The 22,860-nt window shown below is 72.8% G+C and carries 18 protein-coding genes and 1 pseudogene; 15 read left to right on the forward strand and 4 right to left on the reverse strand.

Translation table 11 applies throughout. The annotated features are described in order from the left end of the window. Window positions 1-6: 6 nt before the first annotated feature. A pseudogene (locus tag H300_RS32225) lies at window positions 7-359 on the forward strand (IS701 family transposase); the annotation flags it as partial. Between the two features lie 77 nt (window positions 360-436). Then, entirely contained in the window at window positions 437-991 is a 555-nt protein-coding gene (locus H300_RS0107245) for a GNAT family N-acetyltransferase (RefSeq protein WP_028426904.1), read from the forward strand. 161 nt (window positions 992-1,152) lie between these two features. On the opposite strand, the gene H300_RS25480 is transcribed toward H300_RS0107245, so the two are convergent. Beyond that, window positions 1,153-1,725: a GNAT family N-acetyltransferase gene (locus tag H300_RS25480; RefSeq protein ID WP_037979406.1), complete on the reverse strand. Its 573-nt coding sequence runs from the start codon at window positions 1,723-1,725 to the stop codon at window positions 1,153-1,155. A gap of 449 nt (window positions 1,726-2,174) precedes the next feature. On the opposite strand from H300_RS25480, the gene H300_RS0107255 reads away from it, so the two are divergent. The 10 genes from H300_RS0107255 to H300_RS0107300 are packed head-to-tail and all read left to right on the forward strand — an operon-like array spanning window position 2,175 to window position 13,399. Continuing rightward, entirely contained in the window at window positions 2,175-3,431 is a 1,257-nt protein-coding gene (locus tag H300_RS0107255; protein WP_028426905.1) for an ATP-grasp domain-containing protein, read from the forward strand. Next, complete coding sequence (locus H300_RS0107260; RefSeq protein ID WP_028426906.1) at window positions 3,428-4,261, forward strand: Rossmann-like domain-containing protein; 834 nt, start codon at window positions 3,428-3,430, stop codon at window positions 4,259-4,261. Before H300_RS0107255 ends, H300_RS0107260 begins: the two co-directional genes overlap by 4 nt. After that, window positions 4,258-5,349 (forward strand): cysteine synthase family protein, encoded by a 1,092-nt coding sequence (locus tag H300_RS0107265; RefSeq protein WP_028426907.1) that lies wholly within the window; start codon window positions 4,258-4,260, stop codon window positions 5,347-5,349. Before H300_RS0107260 ends, H300_RS0107265 begins: the two co-directional genes overlap by 4 nt. After that, window positions 5,346-6,404 carry an enolase C-terminal domain-like protein gene (locus H300_RS0107270; protein ID WP_028426908.1) on the forward strand — a complete coding sequence of 353 codons (1,059 nt, stop codon included), beginning with the start codon at window positions 5,346-5,348 and terminating at the stop codon, window positions 6,402-6,404. Before H300_RS0107265 ends, H300_RS0107270 begins: the two co-directional genes overlap by 4 nt. Then, a complete protein-coding gene (locus tag H300_RS0107275; RefSeq protein WP_028426909.1) occupies window positions 6,401-7,660 on the forward strand; it encodes an MFS transporter in 1,260 nt (419 codons plus the stop codon). The genes H300_RS0107270 and H300_RS0107275 overlap by 4 nt, the downstream gene beginning before the upstream one ends. 14 nt (window positions 7,661-7,674) lie before the next feature. Then, window positions 7,675-8,478: a class I SAM-dependent methyltransferase gene (locus tag H300_RS0107280; protein WP_028426910.1), complete on the forward strand. Its 804-nt coding sequence runs from the start codon at window positions 7,675-7,677 to the stop codon at window positions 8,476-8,478. A gap of 43 nt (window positions 8,479-8,521) precedes the next feature. Next, window positions 8,522-10,114: an ABC transporter substrate-binding protein gene (locus tag H300_RS0107285; RefSeq protein WP_199779146.1), complete on the forward strand. Its 1,593-nt coding sequence runs from the start codon at window positions 8,522-8,524 to the stop codon at window positions 10,112-10,114. Then, the gene (locus H300_RS0107290; RefSeq protein ID WP_028426912.1) at window positions 10,111-11,064 is read left to right on the forward strand and encodes an ABC transporter permease; all 954 of its coding nucleotides are present in this window, start codon (window positions 10,111-10,113) and stop codon (window positions 11,062-11,064) included. Before H300_RS0107285 ends, H300_RS0107290 begins: the two co-directional genes overlap by 4 nt. Continuing rightward, window positions 11,061-11,855, forward strand: a complete 795-nt coding sequence (locus H300_RS0107295) for an ABC transporter permease subunit (RefSeq protein ID WP_028426913.1) — start codon at window positions 11,061-11,063, stop codon at window positions 11,853-11,855. The genes H300_RS0107290 and H300_RS0107295 overlap by 4 nt, the downstream gene beginning before the upstream one ends. Next, a complete protein-coding gene (locus H300_RS0107300; protein WP_051269674.1) occupies window positions 11,843-13,399 on the forward strand; it encodes an ABC transporter ATP-binding protein in 1,557 nt (518 codons plus the stop codon). Before H300_RS0107295 ends, H300_RS0107300 begins: the two co-directional genes overlap by 13 nt. 208 nt (window positions 13,400-13,607) lie before the next feature. On the opposite strand, the gene H300_RS25485 is transcribed toward H300_RS0107300, so the two are convergent. Both H300_RS25485 and H300_RS0107310 read right to left on the reverse strand, forming a co-directional pair. After that, a complete protein-coding gene (locus H300_RS25485; protein WP_051269681.1) occupies window positions 13,608-13,928 on the reverse strand; it encodes a helix-turn-helix domain-containing protein in 321 nt (106 codons plus the stop codon). Beyond that, window positions 13,925-14,533 (reverse strand): LuxR C-terminal-related transcriptional regulator, encoded by a 609-nt coding sequence (locus H300_RS0107310; RefSeq protein ID WP_028426915.1) that lies wholly within the window; start codon window positions 14,531-14,533, stop codon window positions 13,925-13,927. Before H300_RS0107310 ends, H300_RS25485 begins: the two co-directional genes overlap by 4 nt. A 343-nt stretch (window positions 14,534-14,876) precedes the next feature. Between H300_RS0107310 and H300_RS25490 the strand changes: the two genes are divergently transcribed. The 3 genes from H300_RS25490 (at window position 14,877) to H300_RS0107325 (ending at window position 21,451) form a co-directional block, all read left to right on the forward strand. Next, window positions 14,877-18,125 (forward strand): type 2 lanthipeptide synthetase LanM family protein, encoded by a 3,249-nt coding sequence (locus H300_RS25490; protein WP_158678334.1) that lies wholly within the window; start codon window positions 14,877-14,879, stop codon window positions 18,123-18,125. A gap of 48 nt (window positions 18,126-18,173) precedes the next feature. Then, window positions 18,174-18,413 carry a hypothetical protein gene (locus H300_RS25495; protein WP_037979409.1) on the forward strand — a complete coding sequence of 80 codons (240 nt, stop codon included), beginning with the start codon at window positions 18,174-18,176 and terminating at the stop codon, window positions 18,411-18,413. 128 nt (window positions 18,414-18,541) lie between these two features. Next, window positions 18,542-21,451, forward strand: coding sequence for a LuxR family transcriptional regulator (locus H300_RS0107325; protein WP_028426916.1), 2,910 nt, complete (start codon window positions 18,542-18,544; stop codon window positions 21,449-21,451). A gap of 61 nt (window positions 21,452-21,512) precedes the next feature. Here the strand turns inward: H300_RS0107325 and H300_RS0107330 are convergent, their stop codons facing one another. Then, window positions 21,513-22,853 (reverse strand): MFS transporter, encoded by a 1,341-nt coding sequence (locus tag H300_RS0107330; protein WP_028426917.1) that lies wholly within the window; start codon window positions 22,851-22,853, stop codon window positions 21,513-21,515. Between the last annotated feature and the right edge of the window lie 7 nt (window positions 22,854-22,860).

Below are 22,860 nucleotides of genomic sequence, written 5' to 3' on the forward strand. Positions count from 1 at the left end.
CCTACCCAGGCCGCCAGGGGCCAGGTCGGACTCGACCACTACCAGGTCCGCAACTGGACCTCATGGCGCCGGCACATCACGCTCGCCATGCTCGCGCTGGCGTTTGTGACCGCCCTTGCCGCCGACCCGGCACCGCAACGGCCCGTCGATCCACTCCACCCCACCCGCGGCAGCGACCCGATCACGTTGACCGTCCCCGAGATCCGCGTCCTGCTCGCCGCCGTCCTCACGGCCCGGCCGTGACCGCGGGCAGACTGCTGCACTGGTCCCACTGGCGCAGACGCCACCAGGCAACAGCCTGTCCGTCCCCGGCGACTGCGAACTGCTCCCGCCCCGCGGTGAACGGGGGATCTTCCTGATGACCGGGGATGTCCTGCGACGAGCGGATGCCCGTGAGACCGTGCACTCGCTCGGCTCTCGCTGAGATGATCGGCCCATGAGCCGACGCCCAGTGACTCTGCACAGGATCGTGTTCACCGACTGGCGGGCGGTCCACTCGTGGGCCTGCCTGCCCGACGCCTGCCGCTTCCAGCCCTGGGGGCCGAACACCGAGGAGCGGACGCGCGACTTCGTGAGGACGGCGTCCGAAGCCTGGGCACACGAACCGCTGCGGCGGCTGGCACACGTGGCGCGCGTCGGCGACGCCGTCGTCGGTATGGGCGAGCTGCACCTCCGCAGTCCCACGCAGCGCCAGGGTGAGATCTCCTACGTCGTGCATCCAGGGGTGTGGGGCCAGGGCATCGGCACGGAGATCGGGCGCTCGCTGCTCTCGCTGGGCTTCGACCGGATGGGACTCCACCGGATCCACGCCACGTGCGACCCCCGCAACCGGGGGTCTTCCCGGGTGCTGACGAAGCTCGGCATGACGTACGAGGGGCACCACCGGCACACGGCGTGGATTCGGGACGGCTGGCGGGACTCCCTGGTGTTCAGCATCCTCGAAGAGGAGTGGTTCGCGGAGACCCGGAGCGGCGCCGAGGCCGGCGCGTAAGGGCTGCCCGCGCGGCCCGGGTGACGGACGAGTCGCCGACCGCGCCATGGGCCTCGCCGACCGGTAGCAGGGGCACCCGATACCGCGCGCTCGGCCGGGCCGGGATTTCCGGACCGGCCCGGCCCGGGATTCCCGGCGCCGGACCGGCAGCGACACAGCCGTCACAGTGAGGGCGGCCGTCCGTGCCCCAGCAGCGGGATCTCGGAGTGCACGGTGCCCATGCCGGGTCCGTGCTCTCCTGTCCCGCGGGCGTCGAAGACCTCTTTGGCCATGCTTCGCCAGAAGGCTGCGGCGCCCCCGACGTCCACGTTGGTGTGCAGGTGGACGCTGTCGTAGCCGGGAGTCGCGGCGGCGAAGGCGCAGGCCCGGTCCACGAGGGTGCGTGCCAGTCCGTGCCGCCGGTGCTCCGGGCGTACGTAGACCTGCACGATCTGCGCGGTGGTGCCCGAGGGGTGGCGCTCGGAGGGCCACCGCGGGTGCGGTGGGTGGGCCGGTCCTGCCGACCGGACACCCGTCGTGGCTACGACCCCGCCGTCGTGCACGGCGACCAGCAGCACGTGGCGGGGGTCGTCCAGACAGGTGTTCGCGATGTCGATGACGTCCTGGTGCCACTTGGGTACGTTCCCGTAGCCGAAGTCCCGGTAGAAGGTGTCGGGCATGACCTGCCGGGCGCCTTCCGCGTCGGCAGGCGTGGCGGTGTGCACGGTGCAGGGCGGGTGGGGGTGGTGGTTCACCGAAGTCTCCTGAAGGCGTGACGTGTACGGAAGCGGCGTCGGGGGCCCGGCCGGGCTGGTGCATCGCCCGCCGGTACGGGGCTGTTCACGGGGGCGGTGGCGCTGTCCGTGCGCGCACGTCTTGCCGCAGCGGTGGATCGGTACACCGTGCGGGTGCTCCTCGATCGGGGCTTCGACCGGGTCGCCGACCCGATCGGTCCGGGCGCGCCGGGGTGTCGCGTCGGGGTGGGCGCCGAGCCGGGAAGGGGCGCCGGACCGTCCGGTTGCCGTGGCGACGAGGTGCACAAAGTGTTCCGGGGGCGCAGGGCGGCGGCCGTGTCTCGCATGCGGAGATGTTGCGTACCATCAGATGACAACGAAAACGATTGTCGATACTGTCTCCTCGGTCAAGCGACGGCGCCGTCGCCTTGGCGGAAAGAACGTCAGCCGCACCGTGTGAAGGGGAACTCGTGGCTCATCTGCTGATGGTCGAGAGCTGGGTCGGATCCATGAGCAGGCTGCTGCCGAGAGCGGTCAGGGAGGCGGGCCACGAGTTCACCTTTTTGACGCGTGACCTGCATCACTACCTTCGTTCCGCGCCGGAGGGCACCGCCCACCCGCTTCTCGCGGCCCACCATGTCCTCACCACGGAGACCAACGACACCGACGCGCTGCTGCCCTTCGTCGGGCGGGCCCACGAGGCGCTGCACTTCGACGGAGTGATCACCTCCTGCGACTACTACCTGCGGACGGCCGCCACGATCGCCAGTCGTCTGGGACTGCCCGGCCCCACGCTCGTGTCGGTCGAGAACGCGTGCCGCAAGGACGAGACCCGCCGGGTGCTGGCAGAGGCCGGCCTCCCGGGGCCACGCTTCGCGGTGTGTGCGGAGTGGGCCGAGGCGACTGCCGCGGCTCGCGACCTCGGCTACCCTCTCGTGCTCAAGCCCGTGGACCTCTGCGCCGGCATGTTCGTCCGCCGTGTCGACGACGAGGCCGCACTGGCACATGCCTACCGGGCACTCGCCGCCTTCCCCGTCAACGCCCGCGGGCAGCGCCGCGAGCCCGTGGTTCTGCTCGAAGAGCTGCTTGACGGTCCCGAGGTCAGCGTCGAGACAGTGTCGTACGGCGGGGACGTGCATGTCGTCGGCGTCACCGACAAGAGCGTCGGGGGAGTCCCCGCGTTCGTCGAAACCGGCCACATGTTCCCGGCCGTCCTGAACGCCACGGACACCGCGGCTGCCGAGGAGACCGCGCGCCGGGCGCTCAAGGCACTCGGCCTCGACGGGGTCGTCGCCCACACCGAGATCAAGCTGGCGACCGCCGGACCACGCGTGGTCGAGGTCAACCCCCGGCCGGCAGGCAACCGCATCACCGAACTCGTACGCCACGTCACCGGTATCGACCTGGCCGCGGCCTGCGTGGACGTCGCTCTCGGCCGTGAGCCGGACCTGCGTCGCCGCGACACCGGTTTGGTCAGCGCCGCGATCGGCTTCCTGGTACCGGACGGGGAAGGGGTTCTGGGGACTGTCGAGGGTGCCGACGCGGTGCGTGCGTCGGACGGACTGCTGGAACTGCAACTCGCAGAGCCGGGGAGGGCGGTCAAGGCCGCGGGCAGCAACAACGAGTACCTCGGCCACGTCATGGCCGGTGACGCGCAGGGCTCGGGCGCCCGCGATCGAGTCGCCTCCCTCCTCGCACAGCTGCACCCCCGGGTGGTGGCCCGATGAGCTCCCCCGGGACTGTGGACGGTGCGGCTTCCTCGTACGACGACCTCGTCGAGCGCGTTCTGGCCAGCGGGCTCGGTCCCGACCCCCGCACCCAGCGGATCGCCGTGGCCTTCACCACGCGTCAGGCAGTACGGCACGAAGGACGCGGCTCCGGCTACCGCAACGAAGTGCTCAGCCTGCGCCTCGCCGAAGCCGTGGGTTCCTGCGCGGTCGAGCCCGGAGAACTGCCCGACGGCGCCGTCGAGGATTGTGTCGGCGCGGACATCGCCGAACTCCTCGCCCACGAGTTGACGCCGGTACGGGTCGCTGCGCTCGACGCGTACCTGATGCACGCCCTGCCGCACGGTTCCGCCCACGGGGCGCGAGCCTGTCCGCTGCCTGCCGGCACGTCCCTGGAGAAGTCCCGAGCGAGGGCCGATGCCGTGGTCGGACTGATCGACGCCGTGCCCGGAGCGACGGTGCTGGTGGTGGGCGTGGTCAACTCGCTGCTGGAGGCGCTGCGGGCCCGTGGCCTCGCGTACATCCCGTGCGACCTCAAGGGGGGCACGACCGAATGGGGCGAACCCGTGTGCACCGACGCCCTGGGGGCGATCGAGCGCTGTGACGTGGTTCTCGCCTCAGGCATGACCCTCGGCAACGGCAGCTTCGAGCCGCTGCGGCAGCACGCGCAGCGCCGCGGCAGGCCCTTGGTGATGTTCGCACAGAGCGGCAGCGCGGTTCTGCCCCGCCTGATCGGCTCCGGCATCAGCGCGGTGTGCGCCGAGCCGTATCCCTTCTTCTGGCTGGACGGCGGTCCGGGGGCCGTACACCGCTACGGAGCCGCCCTGTGACCACGGCCGTACTCAACTCCGGATTCGGCGCGGGCAATCGCGAGCTTCTCGGCCTGCTCGGCCGGACGCCTCTGGCTCGTGTGACCACTGACCTGCCGTGCCCGCAGCCCGGCTTCTGGGCCAAGCTCGAAGGGCTCGGTGTCGGTGGCATGAAAGCACGCTCCGCCGTCTCCATGCTGCTGGGTGCCAAGGAACGCGGAGAACTGCGGCCCGGAGCCCCCGTGGTGGAATCCACCTCCGGAACGCTCGGCATCGGACTGGCGTTCGCAGGTCAGGCGCTCGGTCATCCGATCGTGCTGGTCGGGGACAGTGAACTCGAACCGTCGATGCGGCAGTTGCTACGCGCCCACGGGGCCCGGCTGGAGCTGGTGGATCGCCCGGAGGCCGAGGGCGGCTGGCAGGCCGCCCGGCTCGCCCGGCTCCGCGAACTGCGCGCACAACTCCCGGACTCGTACTGGCCTGACCAGTACAACAACCCGGACAACATGGCGGGTTATTCGTCCTTGGCGGCTGAGATCGCCACTCGGCTCGACCACCTCGACGTGCTGGTGTGCAGCGTCGGTACCGGAGGCCACAGCGCAGGCATCACCGGGCCGCTTCGGCGACACTGGCCCGGCCTGCGACTCGTCGGGGTGGACGCCACCGGCTCCTCGATCTTCGGGCAGCCCGCCAGATCCCGGCTGATGCGTGGGCTGGGCAGTAGCATCCACCCGCGCAACGTGGCCTACGAGGCGTTCGACGAAGTCCACTGGGTCGGCCCGGCCGAGGCCGCCGACGCGTGTCGGCGGCTCGCCCGCTCCAACTTCGTCAGCGGGGGCTGGAGCACCGGCGCTGTCGCGCTCGTCGCCGCCTGGGCCGCCCGCGTTCACCCGGGCGGGGTCGTCGCCACGGTCTTCCCGGACGGGCCGCACCGCTACCTCGACAGCGTATTCGACGACGGCTTCGTCGACGCCCATGGCGTCGACCCGGCCACCGCGGCCACCCGGCCGATGGAAATACCCCACCCCACGGCGGTGGAGGCTCACGGCTGGGTTCGATGCCGCACCGTCACCGACCCACTCACCACGACCCCGGAAGAGAAGCCGTGAAGTGCAGCCGGCAGACGGTACATCTCGCCCTTTCCGAACCACTGCGTATTTCCCGGTCCACGATGGCAGCCCGGGAGGCCGTGTGGCTGACCATCGAGCACGAAGGCCGCCGCGGCTACGGGGAGGCCGTCACCAGCGTGTACTACGGCCTCGACGCCGAGGCTCTCGATCGGCTGCTGTACTCGGAGTCCCAGTGGTTGGTGCGCTTCACCGACCCCGAAGCCGCCCTCGAAGCACTGTGGGCCGGCACCCGGACGACCCCCGCGCCGCCGGCTGTGACCGCTGCCGTGGAGTCCGCTCTGCTGGACCTTGTCGGCAAGCGGGCGGGCGCCCCTGTGCACCGCTTCCTGAACTCCCACGGAAGTCCGCCTTCCGCCGCGACCGCCCGCACCATCGGCATCACCACGCCGCGACGGGCCGAAGCGCGGGCAGCGGCCCTGGACCGGGAGGGATTCTCGGTCATCAAGCTCAAGGCCGGCGCACCGGACCCACTGGAGGACCTGACACGTGTACGGGCCGTCCGTGCCGCAGCGCCGCGTGCCCGGCTGCTGCTGGACCCCAACGGAGCGTGGACCGTCCAGGAGTCCGAGCGACTGCTGCCGCTCTTCGCGGAGCTGGGTGTCGAGGCCGTCGAGCAACCCCTGGCCCCCGGCCGTCCGGAAATGCTGGCGAAGCTCGCGGAGCGTTCGCCGTTGCCGATCATCGCTGACGAGGACGCGACCGGTTTCGAGGACGCGCGTCGCCTCGCCGGGCGTGTGCAGGGCATCAACGTCAAACTCGCCAAGTGCGGTGGCGTCGGCGTCGCCCTCCGGATCGCTGAACTGCTCGTGGGCACCGGCACGGGGCTGATGCTCGGTTGTCTGACCGCCAGCACTCTCGGCATCGCCCCTGCCGTCCACCTCGCCGACCGCGCCCGCTGGGTCGATCTCGACGGTCATCTGCTGCTCGCCGAGGACCCTTGGGCGGGTATCGGCGGCACCGACGGCACGGTACGCACGAGCTGCGACCCCGGCCTGGGGGTCCACCGGCGCGTGGCCGAGGAGGTCCGGGCATGAGGACATGGCACGAGCTGCGGGGCTTTCCGCTCGCGATCCGGCTGCTCCTGATCAACCAGCTCGGCGTCAACACGGGCTTCTACCTGCTCATCCCCTACCTCGCCCTGCATCTCAGCGAGGACCTGGGAATGTCGGCGGCGGTCGTCGGCATCGTGCTCGGTGTGCGCAACCTCAGCCAGCAAGGACTCTTCCTCATCGGCGGAACGGCAGCGGACCGGCTGGGAGCCCGCGGCGTCATCATCGCCGGATGCGCCCTGCGCACCATCGGCTTCGGGCTCTTCGCGCTCGGCGACGGGCTGTCCGTGCTCCTCGCCGCCTCCGTGCTCAGCGGCCTGGCCGGAGCGCTGTTCAATCCTGCCGTGCGAGCCTATCTCGCGCTGGAGGCGGGGGAGCGCAAGGCGGAGGCGTTCGCTCTGTTCAGCGTCTTCGCCACGACTGGTGCCCTGATCGGGCCGTTGCTCGGCAGCGCCCTGCTGCTGGTCGATTTCAGGACCTCGGCGCTCACGGCCGCGGGGATCTTCGCGGTACTCACTGTCGCCCAGGCGCTCGTGCTCCCGGCCCGCAAGGTCGTGCCCACGGGGAACAGCGTCGCCTCCGACTGGCGAGAGGTGGTCGGCAACCGGGGCTTCGTGGCCTTCGCCCTGGCCATGGTCGGCATGTTCACCATGCAGAACCAGCTGTACATGCTGATTCCCGACGGGGCCCGGCGGGCGACCGGCTGGGAGGGCGCGGTCGGGCTCGTCTTTCTCGTCGGTACTCTCGCCAACCTCTGGCTTCAGCTGCGCGTCACACGTGCGCTGAAGAGGCGGGGCAGCAGGGCGCGCTGGATCAGTGCCGGACTCGCGCTGATGGGACTCTCCTTCGTACCGCCGATGGCGGTGTCGGGCTACGGTGCGGCGCCCGCCGGCCTTGCGGAGACGCTGTTTCGCCTCTGGCCCGTCCTGGCCGGCGCCCTGCTGCTCTACTTGGGGGTGATGATGGCTCAGCCCTTCGTGATGGAACTGATCCCCGGCTTCGGCCGATCCGAACTCACGGGCACCTACTTCGGGCTGTTCTACGTGGTCTCCGGCATCGCCGCTGCCGTCGGCAACACGATCGTCGGCTGGTCGATGGACGCCGGCGAGCGCATGGACGCGCTGTGGCTCCCGTGGGCGTGCTGCCTGGCGTTCGGCCTCGCCTCCGCCGCGGGGGTCGCCTGGCTGCACCGCCGCCGGGTTCTTCCCGCCCGTCCCGCGTCCGTTCCGGCGACAGCCTGAGGAGTACGCCTCACATGACCACCACCGCCAACCTGCTCACGGACAACCCAGCGCTCTACGAGGCCCGCTTCCCGGACCCCGAACGGCTCGCCGGACGTTGGACCGAGGGGTGCCTGCGCCGGTACGGCACACCCGGTCCACGCGTCCTGGACATCGGCTGCGGCACCGGCCGCGACGCCGCGTACCTGCATCACGCGGGCCGTAGCGTCACCGGCGCCGACCTGTCGGAGGCGATGCTGGCGTACGCCCGTGCCGAGCACCCCGGTCCGGCCTACCTCCGGGGCGATCTGCACGGGTTCGATCTGGGGGAGCGTGCCTTCGACGCGGTGGTGTGCCTGGACAGTGCGCTGTTGTACTGCCACACGAACGACCAGCTGGACGGCTTCCTGCTGTCCTGCCGCCGGTCGTTGCCACCCGGCGGCCTGCTCGTCGCGGAGATGCGCAACGGTGCCTTCTTCCTGGGCCGTACGGAGCTCCTCGACAACCCGCTGTCGGGCGGTTTCACCTGGCAGGGCACCACCTACCACTCCACCACCACGCTCCATGTGGACAGGGCCGCCCAACTGCTGCGCCGTACGCGGGTGTGGACCGCCGACGAAGGCTCCTCGCCGGTGGAGCAGCGCTCGGCGTGGCGGCTGCTCTTCCCCCAGGAACTGCGCCGCTTCCTCGCGGCTCACGGCTTCGAGGTGCTCGCCCTGTGGGACGGTCCGGGCCCGCGCACCGAACCGCCGTGGCACGAGGGCGACATGCCCGGCGCCACGGCCGACGGTGACCGGCTTCACCTGGTCGCCCGCCTCACCTCCGCCCTCCTCTCCTGAGCCTCCACCTCCGCCCGTTCGTATCGCAGCAAGGAACGCCACCATGACGAACATCCCTGTGAATGACCCGCGCTTCCCCGGTCTGCACCGTCGGAGCTTCCTCGCCGTCGCCGGAGGCGCCGCGGGCCTCGGTGCGCTCGCCCTGGCCGGCTGCGCCGGCACCGGGCCGGCCACCGACACGGCCAAGGGCGAAGGCAAGCCCTCGCGCGGTGGACGCCTGCGCGCCGCGTTCGCCGGAGGGGGAGCGAGCGAGACACTCGACCCGCACCTGAGCAGCCTGTTCGCCGACGTGGCCCGGGCCAAGGCCCTGTTCGACAAGCTCGCCGACTACGGTCCGGACCTGTCCGCGCGGCCGAGGCTCGCCGCGGAGTGGGAGTCCAACGCCGGCTTGGACCGCTGGAAGGTCACCCTGCGCGAGGCCGTCTTCCACGACGGCAGTCCGGTCACCGCGAAGGACGTTCTGTACAGCTACCGGCGTATTGCCGACCCGACGAAGGCCTTCCGCGCCAAGGCGTCCCTTGAACCCATCGACCTTGATGCCAGCCGTCCGCTGGACGACCGTACCGTCGAGTTCGTCCTCAAGCGCCCGGCCGCCGAGTTCCCCAACGTGCTCGCCACCTTCGGTGCGTACGTCGTCCCCGAAGGCGAGCAGGACTTCGACGGGAAGCCGGTCGGCAGCGGCCCGTTCCGCTTCGTCTCCTTCGCCCCCGGCAAGTCCGCCCTCTTCGCGCGCAACGACGACTACTGGGACGGCGCTCCCTACCTGGACGAGCTGGAGTTCGTCGTAGCCAACGAGGAGTCAGCCCGCGTCAACGCCCTGCTGGGTGGCCAGGTCGAGTACGCACACGAACTCGACCCCACCACCGCCCGTGCCCACGAGGGCAAGGGCCAGATCGAGATCATCCGGCTCCCGGACAGCTCCATGCAGGGCTTCGTCATGAAGACCGACCGACCGCCGTTCGACGACAAGCGGGTGCGGGAGGCGTTCTTCCTGATCGCCGACCGCCGAGAACTGGTCGACGGGGCCCTGTCGGGCGCCGGCACCATCGGCAACGACCTGTTCGGCCGGGGCTATGAGTACTACGCCGCTGGACTGCCCCAGCGCGAACAGGACCTCGACCGGGCAAGGGCCCTGCTCAAGCAGGCCGGTGCCGAGGGTCTCTCGGTCACGCTCGACACCTCGCCTGTCGCCGCCGGATTCACCGAGGCCGCCACCATCTTCCGCGACCAGGCAGCCAAGGCGGGCGTCACCATCACCGTCAGGACCGGCAGCAAGGACAGCTACTGGAAGGACATCCTCGACTCCGGGACGCTCGCCTCCTACCGCTCCGGTGCCATGCCCATCGAATCCCACATCTCCCAACGTCTGCTCAGCGACTCCACCACCAATGCCACCAAATGGCACCACAAGGACTTCGACGCCCTCTACCAGCAGGCGCAGTCCACCAAGGACAAGACCGAGCGTGCCGGGGTCTACGAGCGTATGCAGCGTCGCCTGCACGCCGAAGGGGGCTTCCTGATCTGGGGATTCGCCGACTGGATTCTCGGCACCGCTCACAACGTGAAGGGCGTCGAGACCAAGGCTCCGGCCAACTCCCTGGACTGGGCGCGCTTCGACAAGGTGTGGCTCGCGTGAGCGGACCACGGTCATGGATCGCCCGGCGGCTGCTGCTCGGTGCGGCGCAGACGGCAGCCGTGGTGCTGCTCGTCTTCGCCCTCACCGAGGCGCTGCCGGGGGACGCCGCCGTCGCCCTCGCCGGTGACCAGCCCGACCCGGAACGGATCGCCGCCATCCGCGAGGCCATGGACCTGGACCGCCCCGCGCTCGAACGCCTGGCCGACTGGGCAGCCGGGCTCCTGCACGGCGACTTCGGTACGTCCCTGGCGTCCGGACGGCCCGTCGCCACGTACATCGTGGACGGCTTCGGGCCGACCTTGCTGCTCGCCGCTCTGACGGTCGTGCTGCTCGTCCCGATCGGCGTCGGCCTCGGCGTGCTCGCCGCCCGCCACGAGGGCGGGCCCGTGGACCGTCTGGTCAGCTCGGTGACGCTCGGCGTCTACGCCGTACCGGAGTTCGCCTTCGGCACGCTGCTGGTCACCGTCTTCGCCCTGCGCCTGGGCTGGCTGCCACCGACAGCTGTCGGATACGGCACCGACCTCCTCGCTCACCCGGCCGCCCTTGTCCTGCCCTTGCTCGTCCTCCTCTCCCGTCCGGTGTGCTCTCTCGCCCGCCTGGTACGCGCCGGCATGATCGACGCGCTGGCCGCGCCGTACACGGCACACGCCCGCCGTTACGGCATACCCGGTGCCCGCATCCGGTACGGACACGCCCTCCCCAACGCCATGGCACCCGCCACGCAGCAACTCGCCCGTACGATCGACTGGTTGCTGTGCGGCGTCATCGTCGTGGAAGCGCTGTACGTGATCCCCGGCCTCGGCACCGTCCTCATGGCCGCGGTCGCAGAACGCGACGTCCCCGTGGTCCAGGGCCTCGCCGTCATCTTCGGCGTCACGACGGTCGTCCTCAACCTCGGCGCCGACCTGGCCGCCCGCCGTCTCGCCCCCCGGTCGGAGGTGGCCGCATGAGGTCCCGCTTCACCCTCGGCGCCGTCGTCATCGGCGTCCCCCTCGCCCTGGCCCTCCTCGGACCGCTGTGGGTGGGCGAACCCGGCCCTCGCGCCGCCTCGTTCACCCTCGGCGGCGGGCACTGGCTCGGTACGGACTTCGTCGGCCGGGACGTCTGGCGCCAGGTACTGCTCGGAGGGCGCTCCGTGGTGCTCGTGGCGCTCGCCGCGACCGCCCTTGCCTACCTCGTGGCGCTCCCCGTCGGCCTCCTCAGCGCTCTCACCCGCCGCGGCTGGCTGGAAGAACTGCTGATGCGGCCGCTTGATGTCCTGCTCGCCGTGCCGTCGCTGCTGATGATCCTGCTCGCCGCCGCCGTCTTCACACCGGGTGCCGTCGGCCTCACCCTGCTGGTGACCCTGGTCAACATCCCCGACGCCGCCCGGATCGTCCGTGCCGCAGCCACCGAGGTCGCGTCGCGCCCAGCGGTAGAGGCACTGCGGATGCAGGGCGAGACATGGTGGCGCACGGCTGTCGGCTACGTCGGCCGGTCCCTCCTCCGCACGCTCGCCGCCGACGCGGGGGTGCGGTTGACCGGTGTGCTGTACCTCGTCGCCACCGCGGCGTTCCTCGGAGTCGGCGTCGAACCGGACGCGGCCGACTGGGCGGTGATGGTGGATCGCAACCGCACCGGTCTGTTCGTCCAGCCCTGGGCCGTCGTGGTGCCCGCCCTGCTCGTCGTCGCCCTCACCATGGGTACCAACCTGCTCGTCGACGCCGGGTTGAGGAAAGGGAAAGGGACGTGGGCGAAGTGAAGCCGATCGCGGGCGAAGTGAAGCCGATCGCGGAGATCGAGAATCTGAGAGTGGAGATCGACGGCCGTGCGCTTGTCGACGGAGTGAGGCTCCGGGTGCTCCCCGGCAGTGTCACCGCCCTCGTGGGCGCCTCCGGGAGCGGCAAGACGACCACGGGCCTCGCCCTGCTGGGAGAGTACCCGGACGGCGCGCGTGTCACCGGTGACGTGCGCGTGTCAGGCGGTCTGGTCGGGTACATCCCGCAGCACCCGGGCGCCGTGCTCAATCCGGCGCGCCGCGTCGGCGCGCTGCTGCGTGACATCGCCCGGGCGCAGGTGCGCGAGCTGCCGCGGCGGCAGCGCCGGGCCGCCGTCGAGGAACGAGTCCTGCGGGCCCTGTCGCTGGCCCAGCTCACCGACGCGGGGGCGATGCTGCGGCGATTCCCCCACCAGCTGTCGGGGGGTCAGCAGCAGCGCGTGGTCCTCGCGCAGGCGCTGCTCTTCGGCGCCGAGGTGGTGGTGGCCGACGAGCCGACCACGGGCCAGGACGCGCTGACGAAGCGGAGCATCGTCGACCAGCTGGCCGCGGTGTCCCGGGAGGGGATCGCGGTCGTCGTGCTCAGCCACGATCTGGATCTCGTACGCGCACTCGCCGACGAGGTAGTGGTCATGCGTGACGGGCGCGTGGTGGAGTCGGCGCCGGCCGATCGCCTGTGGCACTCACCACGACACCCCTGGACGGTCGAACTGCTCACCTCCGAGTCCGCAAGCACTCCCATCGAGCCGGACCCCCGGGGCGAGGAGGTCCTCCGGGTAGGGCCGCTCACCGCCCGCCACGGCCGCACCGCAGTGCTCCGTACGCCCGGGCTCACCCTCCGCGCCGGCGAATGCCTCGCCGTCGTCGGCCGTTCGGGCAGTGGGAAGACGACGCTGGCGCGCTGTCTGTCCGGCCTCCACCGGAACCACGACGGAGAGCTCCTTCTCGACGGTGCGCCTCTGCCGCGCAGTCTGAGAGACCGCACACGTCAGCAGCTCGCCGCGGTCCAGTACGTCTTCCAGGACGCCAGGGCTGCCTTCGACGAACACCGCCCGGTCCTGCACCAAGTGGGGCGAACGGCCGTGCGCCTGCGGGGCGTGACCGAGGCGGAGGCCCTGGAGGAAGCGCTGGCCACACTCGCCGGCCTCGGTCTGACGGAAGACCTCGTACACCGCCGACCCGGTCGGTTGTCGGGCGGTGAAGTCCAACGCGCCGCGCTGGCACGCGCCCTGCTGGCCCGGCCGCGCGTGCTGGTCTGCGACGAGATCACCTCCGGCCTCGACACGGTCACCCGGCGGTCGATCCTCGACACGCTCGCCGGACTCGTCCTTGACCGGGGTGATCTCTCCCTGGTGCTGGTCACACACGATCTGGCCACAGCGGCGACGGCAACCCGCATCGCCGTGCTGGAGGCCGGCGACCTCGTCGAGGAGGGACCGGCGGAGCAGCTCCTCACTGCTCCGCAGCACCCGTTCAGTGTCCGGCTGATGGAGACCGCCGAACGCCTGCCGACACGGGTACGGGCCTGAGCGGTCGCCTGGTCCGCCTGGTTCGCCTGGAGACCGACCAGCGGGTTCCGCGGCGTGCGGACTGCCCGTCGATGCCCGCGGGCGGTCGACGGGTCGCTGCGTCCGGAGACCCGGGCCCTCTGGCTCAGCCGGTACTCGCCGAGGACCGCCGGGCCGGCGGCTCCGGGTCCGCGGACGGCGGCCGGAACCCGCGGGCTGCCCGAGGGGGTCAGATGAGGTTGTGGTGGAGGGCGCGGGCCACGGCGTGCGAGCGGTTGCGTGCGTGCAGGCGGGACATCACCTCGTAGACGACGTTCTTCACGGTGTGGTCCGAGCAGGACAGGGTACGGGCGATGGCCGTGTTGGGGTGGCCCTCCGCCATGAGAGTGAGGACGGCGGTCTGGCGCGCGGTCAGACGGGGCGGGGCAGGGCGGGAGGCCGCACCGGGACGGGCGGGTGCGGCCAGGCCGAGGAGGCGGAGGAGGTCGGGATAGGGCATCTCGACGGGGTCGGCCGACCGCTCGTCCGGGTGTCCGGTGGTGGCGGTCACAGCATGCCCGCCCGGAGGGCGTAGGCCACGGCGTGTGCGCGGTTGCGCAGCCGGAACCGCTGGGTGATGTCGTGGACGATCGTGGTGACGGTCCTCGGCGAGTAGCACAGCTCTTCGGCGATCTCGCTGGTCTCGTGCCCGTCGGCCACCATCCGCAGCACGGAGCGCTCCCGGTCGTCGAGGCCCGCGGCGGCCCAGGGAGTCGTGGTGGGGGAGGCGGCGTGTTCGAGGAGGAGGTCGAACAGGTCCGGCGGCAGGGTGCAGTCCCCGCGGGCGGCGGCCAGGACGGCCCGGGCGAGGCGGGTGGGGTCGGCCTCCCGGCGGCGCAGTAGGCCGCGGGCGCCGGCGGCGAGGACGTGCAGAGCGTCGGCCGGCGCCAGGTCGGCGGCGATGAGGACCACGTCCGGACGCGCGGGGGTGTCCCGGACGGTGCGCAGGACGTCCAGTTCGGGACGGCCGACGGCGTCCGCGGTGATGATGACGACGCGTGGGCCGTCGCCGTCACCGGTCAGCCGTACCTGGGGGCAGGAGAACAGCGCGGCCTTGGTGCCGGCTTCGAGTACCGGGTCGAGTGCGACGACGTCGACGGGTACGGGGTCGCCCATGAGGTCCTCCGTGGTGTCGTTCGCCGACCGGGCTGGGGCGGCGGAAGCGGGACGGCTCTCAGGCTGCGGCGAAGGGGGTGGGTGCGGCATCGGGCCGGGTCCCCCAGTTTCGGCCGGACCCGCCCGCCTGGTGCGTGCGACCGGCACGGACGGGTGCGGGGGACGGCGGGCGGGTTCGCGTGGGGTGCGTGCGCGGCGCGGGGGCACCGCGGTGCCGGTGCGGCGCGGCACCGCGGTCCGCGCCGCAGGTCGGACGGTGTGCGGCCGGGCTCTGGGGGCGGGGGCGGAATATGGGGGCCGAGCCCCCATGCGCGGGGGCGCCGGGCTCTGCGAACTTTCTCGTGTGACTGACACCGCCACTGCCGAAGAGCCCCGGGTGGGCGACCTCCCCCCGTTCTGGTGGGCGCCGGGTCTGAACCTGCGGGAGCGGCTCGCCGCCCCGGGGGCGCCCCGCCCCGGTGAGGACGCCGCCGTCCGCCCCCGACCCGCATCGTGGTCGCTGGGGGATGTGGACGGCTTCGCGGTCCGGCTGGCGGGCCTCGGGATCGGCGAGGACGTGGTCCGGGCGCTGGCGGTGGAGAAGCCCGAGCGGCTGGCGGCGCGCACCGTCGAACCGGAGTGGGCGCGGTACGCCGAGCGCGTGGTCGCGGCGGCGCCGGAGCGGTCGGCGGAGGAGGCCGCGGAGTCCGGCGGTGAGGCCGCGGGGTCCGGTGGCGGGGGCGCGGAGGTGTTCCTGCCCGTGCTGCGTCCGCTGATCGGGGCGGCCTGGGGGGAGGCGGCCACGGAACTGGAGTTGCGGCGGGATGAACTGGCCGCCGTGCGGGATGGGTTCGAGCGGAGTCTGGGTGACCGGCTGGTCCACCTGGCGGCCCGGTCGCTGGTCACGCGGCTGCACGGGGCGCGGGCGGCCGGAGTGCTGGCGGGCGGGACCCCGCAGGAGAGGTTCGCCGCGTTCGTCGCGGGGTCCGGCACCCGGCAGGGGCTCGCGGCGCTGTTCACCGACTACCCGGTTCTCGCCCGCCTGCTGGCGGTGACCTGCCGGAACGCGACGCGGAACGTGGTGGAACTGCTGCATCGCCTCGCGGCCGACCGGAGCCGGATCACCGAGGGCCTGTTCGGGGGCGCGGACCCGGGCGCCGTCCGGCGGGTCGAATTCGGCCGGGGCGACGCCCACCAGGGCCACCGCTCGGTGGCCGTACTGCACTTCGCCGGCGGCGGCGCGGTCGTCCACAAGCCCCGGCCGCTGGGCCAGCACGCGCTGCTGGACGAGGTGGTGGCGTGGGCGAACGACCGGGTGCCGGGGCTGGGGCTGCGCACGCCGCGGTCGGTGCACGGTTCGGGGTACGGCTGGATGGAGTTCGTCGAGTACGCGCCGTGCGAGTCGGCGACGGAACTGGACACCTTCTACCGGCGGCAGGGCGCGCTGCTGGCGCTGCTGTACGCACTGGACGGTGTCGACATGCACTTCGAGAACGTGATCGCCTGCCGGGACCAGCCGGTCGTGGTCGATGCCGAGACACTGCTGCACGCCGGGCTCGCCCCGGCCGTGACGGCGGGCGCCGACCCTGCCGCCGACGCGCTGGCCGCCTCGGTGCACCGCACCTGCCTGCTGCCGAGCCTGCTCATCGGGGAGGACGGCGCGCTGGACATCTCCGCCCTCGGTGGCGGTGCCGGGGGCGGTTACCCGAGCGCGGTGATGCGCTGGGAGGGTGCCGGCACGGACGGGATGCGCGTGCTGCGCGGACGGGTGGACAGCCCGCAGGGTCTGAACCGGCCCCGGCTGCGCGGCCGGACGGTGGGGCGTGGGCACGCCGACCACCGGGCGGCGCTGCTGGAGGGCTTCCGCGCCGCGTACGACGCGGTCGTCGGCCACCGGGAGGAACTCCTGGGCGAGGGAGGCCCGCTGGGGCGCCGCTGCGACGTGCCGGGCCGGCTGATCGTCCGCTCGACCCGCCTCTACACGACACTGCTGGACGAGTCGGCGCACCCGGAGGTGCTGCGGGACGCCCTCACGCGGGACGTGGTGTTCTCGCTGCTGTGCACGGAGTCCGTGCGGGACGCGGCCCGGCAGCGGCTCGTCGAGGACGAGATCGCCGACCTGTGGGGCGGCGACGTGCCTCTCTTCTCCCACCATCCGGCGCGGACCGCGGTGTTCACCTCACGGGGCGACGTCCTGGAGGGTGTGCTGCCCGCGCCGGGGCTGCGCACGGCACAGGCCAAGATCGCCGCCATGGGCGAGGTGGACCGCTACGACCAGGAGTGGGTGATCTCGGCGACGCTCGCCGTCGCGGGGGCGAACCTCGTCACGACGGGGGCGCGTTCGGTGCTCACGAGCGCGACTGCTCCGGCGGCGGTGCCCGAACCGTCGCGGATGCTGAGCGCGGCGTGCGGTGTCGCGGACGAGATCGCGTCCCGCGCCGTGCACGGCGGCGGACGGGTCAACTGGCTGGGGCTGGAGAAGGTCTCGGGGGAGCACTGGGCGGTCCTGCCCCTGGGCGGCGGACTCGCGCAGGGGTACTGCGGGGTGGCGCTGTTCCTGGCGCAGCTCGGGCTGCTCGCGGACGCCGACCGGTACACGGAGCTGGCCGCGAAGGCCGTCCGCCCGCTGCCGCTGCTGATGGCGGCGCTCGCCGAGGACCCGGAGTCGAGTGCCGCAGCGGGGCCGGGGGCCCTGCACGGGCTGAGCGGCATCGTCTACACGCTCGCGCGGCTGGCGCCCTTCGTGGGCGAGGACCTGGCCGGCTGCCTCCCCCACGCCCTGGCGGCCCTGGAACACGCCGCCGGTTCCGTCGACGGCGGCGCCGCGACCGGTGACGGACTGGCGGAGGGCCTGGCCGGTGCCGTGGCCGCGGCGGTCGCGGTGCACCGGGCGGACGCGGCCCCCGGGGCAGAGCAGACGGCGCGCCGCTTGGCGGACCGGCTCCTGACCCGCGCCGGACGGCGTACCGCGGAGCGCGCGGCGACCGAGGGCCGCCCCGGCGGCGGGGCACACGGCTTCGCCGAGGGGGACGCCGGGATCGGCTGGGCCCTGCTGCGGTACGCCGCGATGCGGCGGGCGGGGGGCGCGGGCGGTGCGGCACACCTGCCGGCCTCTGAGCACGCCGCCGTCGGCGGCGAACTGCTGGGCCGGGCGCTCGGCGCCGCGCTGGAGCGGCCGAAGGAGCTCGGCTGGTACTCCGGTCTGGCGGGTGTCGCCCTGGCTGCCGCGGACACGGCGGGCACCGTCGGAGCGGCGGTGCCCGCGCCCGCGCTGGAGGCGAGCGCCGCCCGGCTGGACGTCCCCGCCCACGTGCCCGACCTGAGCCTGCGGCACGGCGCCCTCGGCTCGCTGGAGGCGCTGTCCGCTCTGGCCGGCCGGGGCCACGACGGTGCCCGCTCGGCAGTGGCCTACCGCACCGGGGAGGTGCTGGGCCGCCTGGAGCAGCACGGCCACCGGTGCGGCACCCCCGACCACGTCCCCTCTCCCGGGTTCCTCACCGGCCTGTCCGGCATCGGGTACGCGCTGCTGCGGCTGGCGTTCCCGGCCGAGGTCCCGTCCGTCCTGCTCCTCGACACCTTCCCGGAACCGTCCGGGAGTTCGCGCACCACCTGAAACAGCACGGCTCGTACGTCTCCACCTCCCCAGAGAAAGGTCGTCATCATGCAGAAGCACCCGGTCGCCCCCGCCGCCCCCGCCGCCCCCACCGCCGAGGCCGCCGCGGCCGAGACCGAGGCCGTGCCCGCGCAGCCGGGCGGAGCCGATGACCCGGCGGGCCAGGTCACGCTGAGCGGCCGCAACCGGGCGTGCGCGCGGGCACGGGTGCTGGCGGGGCTCGTCCTCACCAGCGGCGCCGTCGTGACGCTCAGCCAGATGGACACCAGCGTCTCCGCCCCCAGCTGACCGGCCGTCGCCCCGGCCCGGATCTCGGTCCGGGCCGCCGGAATTCTTTCCTCCGCATGTCGGAGCCCCATGGAGGACACGCACGAACGCTTCACGCCGGCAGGTCGGGCTGACTACCATCGACGCTCATGCGTTCCCGTACGCGGTTCATCGTCGGTCGTGACCCGGAGCTGTCGGAGATCGGCCAGGCGCTGACCGACGCCCGGGAGGGCCGCGGTGGGGTCGTCCTCCTCGTCGGGGAGGCGGGCATCGGAAAGTCCCGGCTGGCGGCCGAGGCCGCGGGGACGGCGTTCGGCTCGGGGATGCGGGTCCTGCGGGGCCGCAGCAGTACCACCGGGCCCACGGTGCCGTTCCGGCCGCTGACCGAAGCGCTGATGACGCTCTTCCGGAGCGGGGAGCCGCTGGACGACCTGCCGCTCGGCCCCTACCGGCCGACGCTCGGCCGGATCATCCCGGACTGGAGCAGCGACACCCAGGAAGACAGCTCCATGGTCATCCTCGGCGAGGCGGTGCTGCGGCTGCTCATCGCCACCGGGAAGGAGCAGGGGCAGCTCCTGCTGCTGGAGGACCTGCACGACGCCGATCCCGAGACGCTCGCGGTCGTCGAGTACCTGGTGGACAATCTGGAGCACACCAACGTGGTACTCCTGGCCACCATCCGCACCGAACCGTGCGACGCGCTCGACATGGCCGAGGCGGCCGGGCGGCGCGGGGCGGGCGCAGTGCTGGAACTCGCGCCGCTGACACGGTCCGAGGTGGAGGGCCTCGTCGCCGCACAGCTCGGCACCGAGCCGGAGCAGGTCCCGCCGGAGGTCCTGGAACGCCTGTGGGACGACAGCGCCGGGAGCCCCTTCCTCGTCGAGGAGCTGCTCCAGGGACTGATCAGCAGCGGCGCGCTGGTGCGCGGCGACGACGGCTGGCGCGTGGTGGGCAGCCTGCGCAGCGACGTCTCCACGGCCCTCGCCCGCGGCATCCTGCGGCGCATCGACCGACTGGGACCGCAGGGCCTGACCCTCCTCTCGGCCGCCGCCGTGATCGGGAGGCGCTTCCCGCTGACGGTGCTCCAGCGGATGACGGGTGTCGACGACCGCGGCCTGCTGAGCCACCTGCACGCCGGGGTGGCGGCGCAGCTCGTCGTGTCGGACGAACCCGCCCCCGACTGGTACGCGTTCCGGCACGCGCTGACCGCCGAGGCGCTGATGACCCAGCTCACGCCCGGCAACCGCGCCGCGATGGCGGGCCGGGCGGCGGACGCCGTCCAGGAGCTGAACCCCGGTCTGGCGGGCGAGTGGTGCCCGCTGGCGGCGGAGCTGCGCGAGCAGGCGGGCGAGGACGGAGAGGCCGGACGCCTGTTCGCGGACGCCGGGCTGCGCGCCCTCGCGGCCGGGGCGATCGGTTCGGCGGTCACCCTGCTGGGGCGCGCCGAACGGCTCCTCGCCGGGGCCCAGGACACCGCCCGCCGTACGGAGGTCCTGGAGGCGCTGCTCCCGGCGCTGGCCGAGGCCGGCGACTTCACGCACGCGTTCGGCTTCGCGGAGCACCTGCACACTCCCGGTGGCAGCGGGTTGAGCGCCCAGCGGCTGGCGGTGCTCCACACGCGACTGGCCAAGGTCGCCCACACCTCGGGTCGTTGGGAGGACGGCAACCGGCAGATCACGCGGGCCAGGACTCTGCTGGGCGACAGCCCCGACGAGCGGTCCACCGCGCCCATCGACGTGACGGCGGCCTACCTCGCCCTGGACACCCCCGGCCCCGATCGCACGCAACTGGCCGAGAAACTCGCCTACTCGGCGCTCCAGGCCGCCGAACGGAACGAGATGGCCACCGTCGTCTGCCAGGCCTGGGAACTCCTGGCGACACTGGCCCGGGAGCGGGACTTCGACGAGGCCTCGGCCCTGCTCCAGTCGGCGCTGAGCACCGCGGAGCGCCATCACCTGCCCGTCCAGCGCATGTACGCGCTGACCCGCATCGGGGGGAACACCTGGCTGACAGAGGGCAGCACGGAGGGACTGCTGGCGGCGCGGAACGAGGCGCAGCGGCTCGGCTCGGCCGCCATCGTCTACACGGTGGACGGCATCCTCATCCTCGACGCAGTCCTGCGCGGCGAGTTCGACGCGGCGCGGGAGGCCGGCGAGGAGTGCCTGACAGTGGTCCAGCGGCTCAGGCTGACCCCGGCGAGCCGGTACGTGCTGATGGCGCAGGCGACGCGGGCCGCGCACCAGGGCGACCGGGCCGCCATGGAAGGCGCGTTGACGGCGTTCGCCGAGTGGGACGGCAGCGGGTCGCAGGAGGAGCCGCTCACCCGGGGGCTGGCCCGGGCGTTCTGCGCACTGCTGGAGGAGGACCGGGCGGAGGCGCTGGCGGAACTGCGGGCCGTCTCCGCGCTGGAGGACGCCAACCCCAGCACGTACTACCTCAGCGGCCGGTACGGGGTCGGGCTGCTGCTGGAGGTGCTGGAGGGGGAGGCGGACCGGGGCCGGTTCGAGGAGATCGCCGCGACAGCCCCCGGACGTATGCGCTGGAACCGGCAGTTCCTGCTGTTCGCGGACGCCGTCCTGCTGGGCAGGGACGGGAGCAGGGACGCGGCGGAGTCGGCCGTCGCGGAGGCACTGCGCGTCGCGGCGCCGTACCCGACCGCGCTGCACCTGGGGCTGCGGCTGACCGCCGAGGCCGCTCACGAGAGCGGTTGGGGTGATCCGGTGGCCTGGCTGCGCAAGGCCGAACTGCACTTCCACCAGCACGCGGTGACGGCCGTGGCCGGTGCCTCGCGCGCAGCGCTGCGCGGCATGGGAGCGCCGGTGCACCAGCGCCGCGGAGGGGCGAGCCGCATCCCCGACGAACTACGCACCCAGGGCGTCACGGTGCGCGAGTACGAGGTGCTCCAGCTCCTCGTCGAGCGGCTGGGCAACAAGGACATCGCCGACCGGCTCTACATCTCGCCTCGCACGGTGGAGAAGCACATCGCCGCCCTGGGCACGAAGACGGGCCGCCCGAACCGGTCGGCCCTGTGCGAGTTGGCGGCCGTGCTGGCCTCCTGAGCCTCCGGGGCCGGCGGCCCCGTCCCGCCGCCCCCGGAGGCGGGGCGGCGGGACGTCGGCGTCAGCGCATGCCGCGCACCGTCCTGGAGCTGAGCACCCCGAGCGCGGTCAGGCTCAGGAGCACGCCCGAGAAGGCGAACAGCGTGTCCGTGCCCGTCCGGGCCAGTGAGCCGCAGAGCACGAGGGAGAGCGGCGCGACGGCGTACCCGATCACCATGTCCACGGAGATGACGCGGCTGAGCACCGAGCCGTGGATGTTGCGCTGGATCCAGCTCAGCCCGAAGACGCCCTGGAAGCCGATCCCGAAGCCCATGGTGAAGACGGTGACCAGCGCTGCCAGCGTGCTGTCGACCATGCCGAGCGCGCCCATGCCCACGGCGAGCCAGCCCGCCAGGGCGGCGATGAGCAGGCCGACCCGGGGTCTGCTGCTCAGCGCGCCGCCGACGAGGGTGCCGAGCATGGCCCCCGCGGCCAGAGCGCCGTTCAGCAGCCCGAGGGTCGTGGAGCCGCCCTCCAGTCCGGTCTTGGCGAGGGTGGCGAAGCCGACGGTGAACGGTCCGGCCTGGCAGAACGTGACCGCGGCGTCGACGACGAGCACGGTGCGGATGCGGGGGTCCTCCCAGGCGTAGCGGAGCCCGGCCCTGATACGCGCCATGAGCGAGTTCCCGGTGTCCGGTGCCGGCGCGACCGGTTCCGTGCCGTCTGTCTTCTCCCGCGCGGTGTGCGTCGCCGGTTCCCCGGCCTGCTCGGGCTTCCCGGGTTCCTCGTGTCCTGCGGGCTCCGCGGGCACCTTGGGCGGCAGGGTGCGGACGCGGGACACGCACAGGCCGCAGAGGGCGAAGCACACCCCGTCGACGAGGAAGGCGACGGGCGCGTTCGTCACGGCGACCACCATGCCGCCGACGGCCGGGCCGAGCACCGAGGAGACCTTGATGCCCACGCCGAGCAGCGCGTTGGCCGAGGGCAGCAGGTCCTTCTCGACCACGGACGGCAGGATGGACGCCCGGGCCGGCTGGAAGAAGGCGTCCACGGCCCCGAACGCGGCGGCGGCGCCGCACAGGAGCCAGACGTTGAGCGCGCCGCCGAGCCCGGCCAGACCCACCGCCACCATGAGGGCCGCGCGGGCCCAGCTGGAGAACCGCATCAGTGTGCGGGAGGACCACTTGTCGCTGAGCGAGCCGCCCACCAGGGTGAGCAGAGCGCGCGGCACCGCCTGGCAGGCGAGCACGTAGCCGAGCGCGAGGGTGGAACCGGTGAGGCTCAGGGTGATCCAGGAGAAGGCGATGTAGCTGAATCCGTCGCCGAGCAGGGACAGGGACTGCCCCAGCCACAGCAGGCGGAACGACGGCGACCGGGCGGGTGCGCCCAGGCGGGAGCCCGCTGCCGTCAGTGTGTTCGCCATGTCGAAC

It is taken from the genome of Streptomyces sp. TAA040 (assembly GCF_000424845.1).

What these genes read in the sequence shown, in the direction of transcription:
- H300_RS0107295 (WP_028426913.1), top strand. Translation starts at nt 11,061, where the DNA reads ATGAGGTCCCGCTTCACCCTCGGCGCCGTCGTCATCGGCGTCCCCCTC.
- H300_RS0107330 (WP_028426917.1), bottom strand. Translation starts at nt 22,853, where the DNA reads ATGGCGAACACACTGACGGCAGCGGGCTCCCGCCTGGGCGCACCCGCC.
- H300_RS0107285 (WP_199779146.1), top strand. Translation starts at nt 8,522, where the DNA reads ATGACGAACATCCCTGTGAATGACCCGCGCTTCCCCGGTCTGCACCGT.
- H300_RS0107325 (WP_028426916.1), top strand. Translation starts at nt 18,542, where the DNA reads ATGCGTTCCCGTACGCGGTTCATCGTCGGTCGTGACCCGGAGCTGTCG.
- H300_RS0107280 (WP_028426910.1), top strand. Translation starts at nt 7,675, where the DNA reads ATGACCACCACCGCCAACCTGCTCACGGACAACCCAGCGCTCTACGAG.
- H300_RS0107310 (WP_028426915.1), bottom strand. Translation starts at nt 14,533, where the DNA reads ATGGGCGACCCCGTACCCGTCGACGTCGTCGCACTCGACCCGGTACTC.
- H300_RS0107260 (WP_028426906.1), top strand. Translation starts at nt 3,428, where the DNA reads ATGAGCTCCCCCGGGACTGTGGACGGTGCGGCTTCCTCGTACGACGAC.
- H300_RS0107275 (WP_028426909.1), top strand. Translation starts at nt 6,401, where the DNA reads ATGAGGACATGGCACGAGCTGCGGGGCTTTCCGCTCGCGATCCGGCTG.
- H300_RS25495 (WP_037979409.1), top strand. Translation starts at nt 18,174, where the DNA reads ATGCAGAAGCACCCGGTCGCCCCCGCCGCCCCCGCCGCCCCCACCGCC.
- H300_RS0107245 (WP_028426904.1), top strand. Translation starts at nt 437, where the DNA reads ATGAGCCGACGCCCAGTGACTCTGCACAGGATCGTGTTCACCGACTGG.